Raw genomic sequence first — 12918 nt, 5'->3', positions numbered from 1 at the left:
AATGATCGAAAGCCGTCAGGCAACCAGCGGCGCGGGCTGCACGCGGCTTTCACTCAGGCGGGCGAGTTGCCTGATTTCGCAGAGGCCGAGCAGATACGACACGACTGATTCCCCGCCGCAGTTCTCATTCGCACGGTCCGGATGCAGGCCGTCGCGGCAACTGCCGGTTTCCAGATCGACCAAGGAAGTCGAAAGATCGTTGCTGCCGAGGAACCATGCGAACACACGCGCGGCTTCGGCTTTCCACTCGACATCATGCTCGGCTCGCCACGCCGCGAGACAGGCGGCGATGGTGGCCGTAGCCTCGAGCGGCTGTTGATCGAACGGCCTCGGCTTCCGGCGCGTCTCGCCAAAACCTGCGGTGCCGACGGGCCGGAATTGACCGCTCGCGGCAGTCTGCTGCTTCACCAGCCAGCGCAGCGATCTCAAGCCGGCGTCCAGATAGACGGCACTCTTGGTCGCCATGCCGGTCAGGATGAGGGCTTGCGGCAAACGGGCGTTATCGTAGGCAAGGCCTTCTTCGAACCAAACCCAGTCCTGTGTCTCGACCGCATTGAAGATCGCAATCAACCGATCCGCCAGGCGAAGCCGGAGATCGGCGGCGCCCGCGTCGCCAGGGACGGCGGCACAATAGGCGTCGAGCCCGAGCAGGACGAAAGCCCAGGCACGCGGCGAGCGAAAGGCTTCCACACTCCGAGCAGCCTCGGCGAACAGCGCCGCAGCCCATTTCCGCCGTGACAGATTCGCGTCGGTCAACGCGCACACACCGAGAGCCCATAAGGTCCGGGCATGGCTGTCTTCCGAGCCGCTTTTCTCCAGCCAGCAGCGGTTAAAGCCCATGAAATTGCGAAACCGCTTTGTGTCGGGATTCCACGCGTGCTGGACAAAGCCGGCAAACCGGGCCGTCAACACTTCCGCCAATCGTTCCTCGCCGGGAATGTTGAGCGCACACGCCAGCAGCAGCGCGCGAGCGTTATCGTCGACACAATAGCCATGGGAGCGATCCGGCACGCAATGTACGGCGTGTTGGAACAATCCGGTGTCGTCGCACATCGACAGAAAATGACCGATGCGCATTTCCGGTGGCGCGCGGCTATCGCGCAGCAGCGTGCTGGTGTCCGAGCGCACGATAGACTTTAAACGATGCCTGCGACCGGCATTGTCGAACGTCGACACGTAACATTCGGCTGTCCGTTCCCACGTCATGGGACGGCTGCTCGAATAGGCGCGCTTACGCATGGCCTGCCGCAACACCGCGTTGGTCAGCAGCTTCGCTATTTCATGGCCAGTGGCCGCGGTATCTCCAAACGGAACCAGAATACCACGGCCGTCGGCCAGCAGCTCGCGCGCATGCCAGTATGGCGTGGAGACGACCGCCTTTCCCAAGCCAAAACTGTAAGCCAGCGTGCCCGACGTCATCTGAGCTTCGTTTAGATACGGCGTCACATAGACATCGCACATCGAAATAAAATCGAGCAGCGTCGGCTGGTCGACGAACTGGTCAAGAAACACGACGTGCTTGTCGATACCGAGCTTACGGACACGCGCCACGAGGCTGTCGCGATAGGCCTCGCCTTGGTCGCGTATCAGGTTCGGATGGGTCGCGCCGAGCACGACATAGACCGCATCCGGACGGCTTTTCAGGATCGCGGGCATGGCGTCGATCATGACTTCGATGCCCTTGTTGTGCGACAGAAGGCCGAAAGTAAGAATGACCGACCGGCCGCTGAAACCTCGCCTAGCCTTGGCCTCGTCCGGTTCAACGAACGCGAATTCCGGAATTCCGTGCGCGATGACCTCGATCTTTTCGTCGGCCACCTGATAAACGGTTCTCAGCAATTCGCGGCCCTTTTCGGCCATCACCACGATCTTGGACGATATGTCGGAAATCCGGACGATGACTTCGCGTTGCACCTTGGTCGGCTCGGCAAGCACGGTATGGAGTGTGGTCACGACTGGCATATTCAGGCGCGACAGCAGGGCCAGGATGTGACTGCCGGAGCCGCCGCCGAAAATGCCAAACTCATGCTGAAGCGAAACAACGTCGAAGCGGCTGCGGTTCAAGAACTCTGCCGCACGCATATAGTCCTCCGGCCGGTCGTCGTTGATCTGAAATCCAACTGCAGAAGGATAGTCATAGGCCTGGCCGTGGTCGGTCATCGCGACGACGACCGTTTCCAGACCAGGCCGCGAGGCAGCGACAGCGTGCTGAAGATCGGTAGTGAACGTAGCTATGCCACATCGGCGAGGCAGCGAATTGCCGATGAATGCGACCCGATTTAGCGCCACCACGTTTGCAATTCCTCCGTTTTCGGCCGGGGATGCCCGGGCATGTCTGGGTAGTGCTCAACGAGTGCAACTGAATCTGCATCTGGGCCTGGATAGGCGAGAAGCGCCGTCAGGCCGTCGGGGCCGGCTTCGATCCTAAGCTGATCCGCCTCGATAAAGACGGCCTGACCGGACATTGTCGCTGCTGCGATCTGGCCTTGCCCTTTAATCAAGACAATCCACGCCTCGTTTCGGGCATCGAGAGTCCAGACCGAGCCGGCGACAAGATCGATTTTTTCAAGGAAGAAATGGGCACTGGTGACGAGGGCCGTTCGCGTCTCATTTAGTTTTCGCGAAGGCCATTGACGCGGTGCTGGCGCCGCCTTTGCCGCGGCAACGGCATTGTCGGGATGCAGCTCACGCTGCCGCCCATAGTCGAAAAGGCGGAAACTGGCGTCGCTGTGCTGCTGGATTTCGGCAAGAACGATGCCCGCGCCGATCGCATGAATAGTGCCGGCGGGAACAAAAATAGCGTCGCCGCAGTGAACCGGACGCCACTGCACCAGGTCACCGATCGAGCCATCAGTAATGGCGGTTCGCAGTTCCGCCGATGACAGCCAACGCTTCAATCCGATGGCAACCCGGGCACCGGGCGCGGCCGAAAGAATGTACCACGCCTCGGTCTTGCCATTGGCTAGACCGATCGATCGGGCGAACGTATCGTCGGGATGAACCTGAATGGACAGCGGCTCGGTCGTGAAGAGCAGTTTGAGCAGCAGCACGCTTTCCGGAGAAGTCGCGCCCGCGCGCCGAAACCATAATTCGCCGATTGGATCGTCACTGGCGGCGATGTCGCTCCAGGGAAGCAAGTTGCGGCTCCCCCACGGCTTGCGTCGGGCCTCTACAATGGCGCGCTCGATCGACACTCGGTCTCCCTGGCCTATGCGGCGCAAGCCGTACCACTCGCATTCAGGCGCCGCTCTCTCTTCGAGAAGGAGGGCCGCGTGGGCTTGGCCTCGGTGATGTGGTTGCGCTAATGGCGTTCGCTGCCAACGCCGTTCACGGCGGCTCGCATGGCAGCTCAGTTCCGCAAGCCAGTTCTGCGAAGGATGACGTCCAGATTGGCATCATCGTTCGACGGACGACGAAATCGTCACCGACTGTGCACTCTTTCCTGCTGGATAGATATGACTATCTTCGGTCATTGAGGTGACCAATACCTTCACATCCATGTTCAGAAAGCTGTCAGTGCTGCCAAAGAAGCTCCCTGACACCGGCGTGCACTGGCTGATATCGCGAGCGACCGCAACGGGGATCAGATTGCGGCCTCCGATGCTGCGGTTGGTTGGGTCGAAGGTGATCCAGCCCGCTCCGGGGACAAAAACCTCGGCCCAGGCGTGAGTTTAGCCCGCTGCGGCCGAACCCAGCAGGTCCTGGTTCGGATCGTGCAGATAACCCGACACGACGCGCGTACCGAAGCCGAGCTTGCGTGCGGCTTCTGCGAACAACACCGCGAAGTCGCGGCACGAGCCCCAGCCACGATCGAGCGTCTCGTTGGGCGATTGGGTGCCCTCAACTTCACGGCTCTGATACTGGATGCGTTGCGCGACACCGGCATTCAGGTCCTCGAGCAGGGAAAGGGTATCGGTCGGATTGCTGCGGACGAAACCTCTTGCCCAGTTTTGCAACCGCTCGGCTGGATCGGGATATTGCGCGATAGTCAGCGCTCCGAGGTCGGTCCATTCGTCGGCGGAGTAGCGGAATGGATAGAAGATCGCCGAAGCGGCGATGGCGAAAACCGGCCAATCAGCCGTGTCGAGCGAGATATTCGCCACGCTGTCGATGATGAGCATATCGGTCATGGCCGTGAACGTGGCCACAGCGACCGCATTGCCGAAGACGTCATGTGCCCATGCCGGCACCGCTACCGGCTTTATCGTCAGGTTCTGCGATGCGAGACGAAGGTCGCGACTTTCGCGTGGACGAAGCATCAAGCGGTGTGGTGCAAGGCTCACCAACCCGCGGAAACGATAGGTAGTTTTGTGTTGAATTCGAAGCGCAACCAACGGGAGCTCCAATATCCACGCCTACGAGCAGTCCGAGACAGACTAGGCGATCTCGGCGCACGGCGCACTTGCAACTGCGGAACTCAGGCTCATATTGCTGTTATGGCCAAATCCCCAGTTCGCTTGCTTGACGTCGCCGTGTCGCTATCCGGTCAGCGACGTTGGAAGTGGAACGTTTCAGACGGTACAACAGAGATCGCGGCGGGTTTTGAGACTACGCGGGAGGCTGCTCAAACTCAGGGTGATTCTGCCTTGTTCGCGCTGCTGTCCATCAACCGGCAATAAAACGGCTGAGTTGGCAAACAGCAGTCTCCTGCGCACGATTGCCTCCCGCCAACGGTCGACGCGGAGGTGCGGTAGTCTTTCTACCTGAATTGATCGGCGTTCAAGAGCGCAGAGATTTCGGCGGGACCTCGACGGTGCTCCGGCCTCCGGGTCGCGCGGCGCGCGTCTTGCGCGCCGACGCTCCGAGCCGAGGCCGTTCATTGGCGACAATGTACTCTCAAGTGCCGGCGCGCCACGACGGGCGCATCGATTGCAGGAATCCGCCGACGGCGGCCGCGTTTTAGAGCTCGCTATTCCCACTGGGGAAGCGTAGGGTCGCGACATCACCGCCCTTCCCACGGCTTCGACCGGTGACTGAGGGTGACGAGCGCTCCCGCCGAAGAGGAGGAGTGCGCATGTCGCGTTTTCGTCTGGTCGACTGGATCGTGCCGCCGGTGATCGTTCCGCTCTTTCTTTTGTTCCTGGTGTTCGTGGCGGCCGTCCTGCATGGATAGGGCGACACAGCTGCAATTCCTGGTCAGCGGGGACCATCAATCGGGCCGCGTCAATTTTGGCCACGATACAACCGCTGCGGCCTTGAAGAAGGCGAATGAGCTCCTGGATAGGGGTTATTCGGACGTGCGGATTTGCACGCCGCGAGGCCGTATCCTGTTGTCCGATGAGTTCGATCAGCTCGAAGCGTGAGACCGCATGAACCTCATGAGTGTTGTTCGGAAAGGCACATGATGAAGATGTCTCTTGCGGTGTTTGCGCTCTGCACTTTTGCGCAAAACGCTCTCGCCCGGGAGCTCGACTGCCGCACGATCGAGAACACCAGCGGACGTCTCGCCTGTTATGACGCCGCTTTTCCTCCGAAAATCAAGGCGCCTGTGACGGTCGAGAGCGACGCATCGCGAGCGGCATACAAGGACCCGTTCGCCGCGGAAGAGGCCCTAACCGCAGCGAAGCTGAAGAATATCTGTCGCGGCTGCTGAGATTTGCGACACCGCAGTAGTGGGAGTGCGAGACAGGGAGGGCGGCGAAGCGAGCCGGCGCGGTCGTTGGCGTCATCCCGCGTTTGTCAGCAGTCAAAGGAGCCTTTGTGGCCCGCGAAACAATCTACATCGTGCAGGCATTCAACGCCGGCAAGGGCGGACATCTGAAGCCGGACTCTCCGATAGCCTGCAAAACAGAAAGTGCCGCGCTCCGAACGGCGGAGCGGCTCGCGTTGAGCAAGCTTGCTGTCGTTGCGTTCTCGTCAAATGGCGATCCCGAAATGGGCGACTATGACGATGAGCCTACAGTCATCTTTCGCAAGGGTGAGCTACCGGCGGCTTTCAATTGAGGCTTCGGTTCGGATCAAAGCGACAAGAAGGCGAATATTGATGAGCGCTCGACTAAAAACACTGAAGACAGCCCGTAGTCGCATGATCGAGGATAGGGACGCGCATGCGACCGTGCTGGCCGCTCCCTTCGATCGCGACAAGGCCGAGCGTGCACGCAACAAATTCGTCGAGCTACAAACACTCATCGACGCCTTGGACCGCGCGATAAGCGGAGAGATGTCCAGCCCGTCAGGAAGTTAAGCCACGCCCAGGTCTCGTCGCGGGCGTTCGACTCGTCCGCCCTAGAACTGATACCGCCGCAAACCGCCATTCACCGGAATCACCGTGCCCGTTATGTACCGCGCCACCGGTGACGCCAGACACATCGCAAGCGCGGCGAGATCTTCCGGCTCGCCCCAATGATGGGAATGGTTCGCGATCGGAAGTGAAGCGCGTCCATTGCGGTCATTGTCGGCTCATTGGCCCTCAGCCGAACTGACTACGAGGGGCCGCATAGGCCGCTCTCAGAGGAGAACCGGACCTGACAAACAGAACGACCGGACTGCCGCTTGTGACCGCAAGCGAACATTCTCGGAGCGGGCACCGATGTACGCTATCGGAAGCAAGCCGATGGGTCGCCGCCTGCGTAGCCTTCCAGACAAACGAGGCGGCGGATTCACTTGCCGGCGTGGACGTGCCCGTGTGGTTCCCAATGAAAAACCGCGCGAGGCGTCAACGATTGAGTGTCAGAGTCGGGGCCACGGTTGCGGAATTGTCGTTTTGAAAGCCAATGAGCAGCACATAACCGCCGAATAGGATGACGGCCAACAAGCCATATACAAAGTAGGAAGGCCGTCCGGACCGGAGAGCGCTCATTTCGCTGGACCCTTTCTTGGCGAAGCGACCGCTCAGCTCTTTGTGGCCGTCTTTGAGAGTTCAGCTTCTACGCCGACTGCGCACGCCCTGGCGATTGAATAGTCCATACTCGTGGAGGCAACGGTCTTCACAAATTCGCCGATGACGTTGTCCCTTGAATAGGAGCCCGCCGCCTTGAACTTGGCGACGGCGCCGTCGGCCGCTGTGAACTGAGCGACGCATATCGGGACCAGGACAGACATCCGACCGTTGGTCTCCGCCATTGTGGTCATGGTTTGGGCGGTACCGCCGGTGACCCAGCCGCCCCAGGAAAATCCGATCGTTATCGCCGCAACAGCGCCGAAAGCGATTCCCTGGAGGAAGCGAGTCCGCGCCTCACCTTGCAAAATGTCGGGCATTCTCATGATGGTCTCCTTTTTTTGCGCACAAGCGGGCTCGGAGCCGCAGACGCCGCTTGCGTCCGCGCTTGGCAAAACATCCAGCTGTGTGAGATTGCGCCTTCCGATGGCACGCTAGCTGCCGCTACGACGACGAACAGCGACTTCGGAAGTCACCGCTTCATGGACAGCTTCAAGGCGAACACCTGCCACCTTGCCATTCAACGATAGTCTGTTGGCCTGATGCTGTACAGCACCTTCTTAGTTCCAGTCCAAAGGTAGCAGTGCCGTCGTCTCTGAGCGCGGTCTCAGGCCGTGATTGCAGCTCTCAGCGGCTTGGTCCCGACGACGTTCATGACCGCCTCCAGATTATGGGCCAGGCAGAGAGCTGTCTCGGCGATCACCATTGTGGCAGGGTCTTAAGGACTGACTCTGGCGGAGAATAGCTTGTCAGTGGAACGATCGAGCCGCTTATCGGAGCCTTGCGTCCCGTTCAGATGGCCGACCAACTCGCCGGAAAGTCGATAGATATTGATCCCTTTTAGATGATAAAGTTTTTGGCCGTTAAGGCTGAAGATGGTCGCGCCATCCACCACCCCAACGCGGGTGCCATTGCTATTAAGAATATTGCCGCTCATGACTGACCTCCCAGAGGCCCCGGAACCAAGTTGCGCTTGTTGTAACCAGATAGCGAGACAATTCGGACGCCACGCCGGGCACTTGGGAAAATCCAGACGACCATCGCCATAGCCAACGGAGGCAATTTAGCTCGGGATGCTAATTCGACCGTGAGAAGCTGTGTGACACCGGCAATTTAAGGAGACCTGTTACATCGCAATCGACGCAGCGGAATTTGCGTCCTCCCGTTTTCACGAGCACAAATCGCATAGGCCTGCTGCACTTCGGGCAGATGGGAGGCGGGGTATTCTTGGGCATAGGATCTCCCTTTCACCAAGGCGGGAGCTCAACACTGTCAGTCACCGACAACAGCCAAAAGCGCGAAACGGTGATAAAGCACCCTGCGCCTTTTAACGGTCCAGTAACGAGTCAATTCCGAGCAATCGACACGGTATTGAAGCACTCCGCCATTTTTTAGATCGGCGCAATCACGGTTTCGATCCGCAGGATCAGAATTGCGCGGCTGGCGGCTTCTCACACGAACGATCAACATTGATTGGCATCGACAGTAGCGCAGCGATATTCGATCTCATCTTTACCGATATCCATCATTGGCACCAAAGCGGACACGGCGGTTATGGTGATGCTGCTGATAGCGTTCGTCGAGATTGGCATCTGTATCGGCTAACTACGCTTTACGGACCTTCTTGGAGCGCTCGGGCAACGTCCCTTGTCTCAAACAATAGCAAGAGGCGATCAACGGCCTTTCACTTCCCTAGCGCCGTTCAGCATAAAAAACAGCAGGCCCATCTGTTCGTCCTCATATCTCCGGATGTTGCCGCGCGCGAGCATCAAACCTTTCTCCCGAAACAGAGCGGACTTAGGTCTTCTTTTTCGCTGTCGGCGGATTGATTTCAGCGATCCTGCGCAAGCAGTCGGCTTCGGAAGAATGCGGGCCCGAGACGAAGGTTCCACTGACTTTGGTCGAGTACCAGCCGGATTCCACACCGAGACGAAGCGATTCTTCTGTCATGACGTGACGAGGCGAGAGTTTTTGCATGATGGTGCTTTCGGTTAGGCCGTTCCATCGTGGCAGGAACGGGCAGGATGAAGTGCTCACTTGAGCCAAACACTGGTTTGTTCAGGTTTCTTCCCCGAAAGTCGGGTAAGGTCCGCAAGCACCGCGGACACCAGGTCGCGGTGATGGGTGTCGGCCGCCGGCAGGCCGGCGGAATACAGGTTGAGCACGTAACGCGCCTTGGCCACCGCCTCGAGCCACGAGGTGGCCGGTGCGGCGAGGATCTCGATTTGACAACGCCCCGCTTGTCACGCAGCACCTTCGCATCGGCCTCGAGTTCGGCGATTACGCGACGGATATCGGTGGCTTTCTGCGCCGCCATGCCGCGATGTTTGTCGAACTCGATCGGGCTCTCAGTCACGCGGCGCACTCGCATCGATACGTTGCGCGTCGGACAGATCGATCGAACTGATCGAGATCATCTCCATCGCGGATCGTTGCGGCGGCGCGCCGGGCACCATGATCATGGTGGCGACCCGCCGGAAGCACGGAAACGAAAGGCCTTCGATCATCTCCTCGTCGGTGATGATTTCGTAAGCTCCCGATGCGAGCTGCCGGTCGATACCCTTGATGCGGAAGGGATGCCTGAAATGAACCGTTTCCCGTCGCGTGCGCGTGGTCATGCCGGCAGCCCGGCGAATCTGCGCGCGAAGTCATGAGGTTTTGCGGACATCGTCGCAGCGTGCGCGCTTTTGCGGCAATTAGCTATCTTTTTTCCGCTGCCGGCCGCATTTGACCGAATAACCCGGCCGAAGCCTTGTACTGGTTCGTTTCGTAGCCATTTCAATTGTAAGGAGCCTGAAAGGCATTTCGAATGAAGATTCGCGTCGGATTCGAAATGCTCTACGATTTTCCGCAACCGACGCCGATGATCATGGTGCTGGGCACACACTTCACGCGCGCGTCCGATGTGATCGTGCCGGACTTCCTCACTACCGACCCCGCCATCGAGATCGGACCCTATCGCGACATGTTCGGCAACTGGTGCAGCCGCATGGTTGCGCCCGCCGGTCGTGTGCGTCTTGCGGCCGATGGCGTCGTTCGCGACAGCGGCCTGCCCGATCCGGTGTTTGCTTCTGCAGTTCAGCATGCGGTCGAGCACCTGCCCGCGGATACCCTGGTCTATCTGCTCGGCAGCCGCTATTGCGAAACCGAGCGGCTTTCGGAAATCGCTTGGCAATTGTTCGAGAAAACACCGCCGGGCTGGGCAAGGGTCCAGGCGATCTGCGATTTCGTGCACCGTCACATCGCGTTCGGATACGAGCATGCGCGCGCCAGCAAGACGGCGTGGGAGGCTTACGCGGAAGGCAAGGGCGTCTGCCGCGATTACGCCCATCTCGCCGTCGCGTTCTGCCGCTGCATGAACATTCCCGCGCGCTATTGCACGGGCTATCTCAGCGACATCGGCACGCCAAAGCCTTGGGCCGCGGGCGATTTCGCCGGCTGGTTCGAAGCCTATCTCGGCGGCCACTGGCGCACCTTCGATCCGCGCAACAACGTGCCGAGGATCGGCCGCATCCTGATCGCGCAGGGCCGCGACGCCTCCGATGTGCCGATCACCCAGACGTTCGGGCCAAACACACTGGTCAGCTTCAAGGTCTGGACCGAAGAGATCGTGTGACGAAGGATGATCTCACTTTCGAGATTGGCCCATCAGCGAAGTGACGCCCCGTCTGGTGCAGGTCTGCTTATTGGGGCATCGCGGACCAGATTTGCTCACCCTGAGTTCTTCGCATTTTGACCCGAAGGAGACGTTTGACCACGCGATCGTGGTCAAACGAGTTCCAGATTTTGGCGTGAAAACAGTGCCTAGCGCGTTAGTGCCGATAGCTGATCTGTGTCATAGCGGGCTCGTAGTTCGGCAATCGTTGCGGGGTCAGCCGCCCCGCCGCGCGCCACTGTCTCGGCCAACTCCTCGAAATAGCGCTCGTGGCCGGGCGGCGACACCGTCATGAGCACGCGTGCGATCTTGTTCGAAGCGTTGCCGATGTTGTGCGGCACGCCTGGCGGGAGGAACAAGTAAGTGCCGGGTGTGGCACACATGCGTTCGTTGCCGACTTGCCAGTCGCATTCGCCCTCCAGCACATAGAACGTCTCCTCCTGCACGCGGTGGACATGTAGCCCGGTGGAGAAGCCCGCTGGAATTGTCCACTCGAACATCGAGGTGTGTCGCGTGTCGTTGCCGGTGACCAGAAATGCCATGGGATGGCCGGCAAGCTTTACGGATTTGCCCTCGCCTGGTCTGCGGATGATCGCCTTTCCACTCATGTCTAGCTCTCCAGCCGGTGTGATCGGGAGCCTTATCCTGTCTTCCCATCGTCTAAAGGTCGTGAAACAACTCCGAAATTGTTGCAAAATATCCCCGAAATGGCTCAGCAGTCCCAACCAGTCACCTATAAATTCGGCTCCTTTGCACTCGATGCCGAGACGGGCGCTCTGATTTGCGGCAATGCGCCCGCCTTGCTGGGCCGGCGAGGAGCTGCTCTACTGCGCCTCCTCTTGGAGCGCGCCCCGTCTCCTGTCGGAAAAGACGCGCTGATCGAGGCAGCGTGGCCGCGGCTCAATGTCGAGGAAAGCAATCTCACGGTGCAGATCGCGGCCCTTCGCCGCGCGCTCGAGCAGGACGGCGGTGAGGGTTGGATCGAAACGCTACCGCGTCAGGGCTATCGCTATGTCGGCCCCCCGGTCACACGAGTTGATACAAATGCAGACCGGGCCGGACACTCGGCCACGTTATGGGTACCGGAACGGCCTTCAATTGCTGTGCTGCCATTCGAGCACTCCGGCGAAGCCGCCTGGTTCGCCGACGGCATGGTCGACGACATCATTACGGGGCTGTCGCGCATTAGGTGGCTGTTCGTGATCGCGCGCAATTCGAGCTTCGTCTGGCGCGACCGCGTCGCTGATGTGAAGCAGGTCGGCCGCGATCTCGGCGTGCGGTATGTCTTACAGGGCAGCGTGCGGCGCGCCGACGACCGCGTCCGCGTTAACGCGCAGCTCGCGGATGCAGCAGGCGGCGCATATGTCTGGGCTGAGCGCTACGACCGCACCGTGGGCGATTTGTTCGCCTTGCAGGACGAGATCGCGCTGGCCGTGGTCGGCGCCATCGAGCCGAGCCTGCGCCGCGCCGAGGTCGAGCGTATCCGCCGCAAGCGTCCCGATAGTCTCGACGCCTACGAACTCGTGCTACGTGCCCAGCCAGATGTAGACTCCGGCATGCCCGATCGGGCTGCGACCGCCCTGCCGCAACTGCAGCGCGCCTTGGCACTTGAGCCCACTTACGCGCTCGCCCATGGCCTTGCCGCGATGAGCCATCACAATCGTTTTCTGCGCGCTGGGCTGAAGGAGGAGGATCGATTGGCGTCAGTGCGCCACGCGCGTCTTGCAATCGAGCACGGACGCGACGACGCGCTGGCGCTTACTTTTGCCGGCTTTTCGCTTGGAATGGATGCTCACGACCGGCAGGCAGCGTTCGCCGCGTTCGAAGCGGCGCTCGCGCTGAGTCCGTCGACCGCGCTGGCATGGATCCTTGGCAGCGTCGTCGCCGGCTGGGCCGGCGAAGCGGAGCGCGCAATCGACTGGAGCGAGCGCGGCATTCGCTTGAGCCCGTTCGATCCATGGGCCTTTGCTGCTTACGACGCGCAGGCACTCGGCCATTTCTGTCGGGATCGCTATGCGGAGGCCGCAAGTGCAGCCTACAAATCCAACCTTGCCAATCCAGCCCACAGCATCACGTGGGTGCAGCTCGCCGCATCCCTCGCCGCGCTCGGGCGGTTCGATGAGGCGCGGGCGGCTGCCAGATGTGTGCTGGAATTGCAGCCTACCTTCCGCATCAAAAGCCAGTTCGCCGGAGTTGCCTGCGCGCCTAAACTGGCTGCGAAACTTGGTAAAGCGCTGCGCGCAGCTGGCCTGCCGGAATGAGGCGAGCGCGATCAGCATGTCGGCTGTTGATGCTGTGGACGGCTCCTCCACCGGCACGAGAGTGCCAAGGTATGGGCGCCGTTTTGAGGCTCCCACGATTCGGAGGAGCAGCCTATGCAGTCAAT

The 12918-nt window shown here is 60.2% G+C and carries 12 protein-coding genes and 3 pseudogenes; 5 read left to right on the top strand and 10 right to left on the bottom strand.

Features of this window, described 5'->3' with window-relative positions:
• Positions 1–15: 15 nt before the first annotated feature.
• The 3 genes and pseudogenes from IVB12_RS09970 to IVB12_RS09960 form a co-directional block, all read right to left on the bottom strand.
• Positions 16–2292 carry a glycosyltransferase family 4 protein gene (locus IVB12_RS09970; RefSeq protein WP_247298294.1) on the bottom strand — a complete coding sequence of 759 codons (2277 nt, stop codon included), beginning with the start codon at positions 2290–2292 and terminating at the stop codon, positions 16–18.
• Positions 2280–3194 (bottom strand): class I mannose-6-phosphate isomerase, encoded by a 915-nt coding sequence (locus IVB12_RS09965; protein WP_247298292.1) that lies wholly within the window; start codon positions 3192–3194, stop codon positions 2280–2282. The genes IVB12_RS09970 and IVB12_RS09965 overlap by 13 nt, the downstream gene beginning before the upstream one ends.
• Before the next feature lie 201 nt (positions 3195–3395).
• Positions 3396–4334 (bottom strand): annotated as a pseudogene (locus IVB12_RS09960) (transglutaminase family protein).
• Positions 4335–5341: 1007 nt separating this feature from the next.
• Between IVB12_RS09960 and IVB12_RS09955 the strand changes: the two are divergent.
• The 3 genes from IVB12_RS09955 (at position 5342) to IVB12_RS09945 (ending at position 6184) form a co-directional block, all read left to right on the top strand.
• Positions 5342–5593 carry a type VI secretion protein gene (locus tag IVB12_RS09955; protein ID WP_247298289.1) on the top strand — a complete coding sequence of 84 codons (252 nt, stop codon included), beginning with the start codon at positions 5342–5344 and terminating at the stop codon, positions 5591–5593.
• Positions 5594–5700: 107 nt separating this feature from the next.
• A complete protein-coding gene (locus IVB12_RS09950; RefSeq protein ID WP_247298287.1) occupies positions 5701–5943 on the top strand; it encodes a hypothetical protein in 243 nt (80 codons plus the stop codon).
• A gap of 40 nt (positions 5944–5983) precedes the next feature.
• Entirely contained in the window at positions 5984–6184 is a 201-nt protein-coding gene (locus tag IVB12_RS09945; RefSeq protein WP_247298284.1) for a hypothetical protein, read from the top strand.
• A gap of 41 nt (positions 6185–6225) precedes the next feature.
• On the opposite strand, the pseudogene IVB12_RS09940 reads toward IVB12_RS09945, so the two are convergent.
• The 6 genes and pseudogenes from IVB12_RS09940 to IVB12_RS09915 all read right to left on the bottom strand — a co-directional run.
• Positions 6226–6345, bottom strand: a pseudogene (locus tag IVB12_RS09940) (SDR family oxidoreductase); the annotation flags it as partial.
• Between the two features lie 486 nt (positions 6346–6831).
• Positions 6832–7203 (bottom strand): hypothetical protein, encoded by a 372-nt coding sequence (locus IVB12_RS09935; protein ID WP_247279111.1) that lies wholly within the window; start codon positions 7201–7203, stop codon positions 6832–6834.
• 392 nt (positions 7204–7595) lie between these two features.
• Complete coding sequence (locus IVB12_RS09930) at positions 7596–7814, bottom strand: hypothetical protein (RefSeq protein WP_247298281.1); 219 nt, start codon at positions 7812–7814, stop codon at positions 7596–7598.
• Positions 7815–8674: 860 nt separating this feature from the next.
• Positions 8675–8854, bottom strand: coding sequence for a hypothetical protein (locus tag IVB12_RS09925; RefSeq protein ID WP_247279123.1), 180 nt, complete (start codon positions 8852–8854; stop codon positions 8675–8677).
• Positions 8855–8910: 56 nt separating this feature from the next.
• Positions 8911–9233: pseudogene (locus IVB12_RS09920) on the bottom strand (hypothetical protein).
• Positions 9226–9495: a hypothetical protein gene (locus tag IVB12_RS09915; protein ID WP_247279112.1), complete on the bottom strand. Its 270-nt coding sequence runs from the start codon at positions 9493–9495 to the stop codon at positions 9226–9228. The pseudogene IVB12_RS09920 and the gene IVB12_RS09915 overlap by 8 nt, the downstream one beginning before the upstream one ends.
• Before the next feature lie 191 nt (positions 9496–9686).
• Here IVB12_RS09915 and IVB12_RS09910 point away from each other — a divergent pair, with 191 nt between their 5' ends.
• Positions 9687–10493, top strand: coding sequence for a transglutaminase family protein (locus IVB12_RS09910; RefSeq protein ID WP_247298278.1), 807 nt, complete (start codon positions 9687–9689; stop codon positions 10491–10493).
• Positions 10494–10681: 188 nt separating this feature from the next.
• Here IVB12_RS09910 and IVB12_RS09905 read toward each other — a convergent pair whose 3' ends face one another.
• A complete protein-coding gene (locus IVB12_RS09905; RefSeq protein ID WP_247298275.1) occupies positions 10682–11140 on the bottom strand; it encodes a cupin domain-containing protein in 459 nt (152 codons plus the stop codon).
• Between the two features lie 99 nt (positions 11141–11239).
• Between IVB12_RS09905 and IVB12_RS09900 the strand changes: the two genes are divergently transcribed.
• On the top strand, positions 11240–12793 hold the full coding sequence (locus tag IVB12_RS09900) for a winged helix-turn-helix domain-containing protein (RefSeq protein ID WP_247298273.1): 1554 nt from the start codon (positions 11240–11242) through the stop codon (positions 12791–12793).
• The last annotated feature ends 125 nt before the right edge of the window (positions 12794–12918 follow it).

This window comes from Bradyrhizobium sp. 179, from assembly GCF_023073535.1.
In the GTDB taxonomy this organism is placed as follows: Bacteria; Pseudomonadota; Alphaproteobacteria; order Rhizobiales; family Xanthobacteraceae; genus Bradyrhizobium.
Note: the sequence above shows the minus strand (reverse complement) of the source record. Positions and strands in the feature narration are given on the sequence as shown.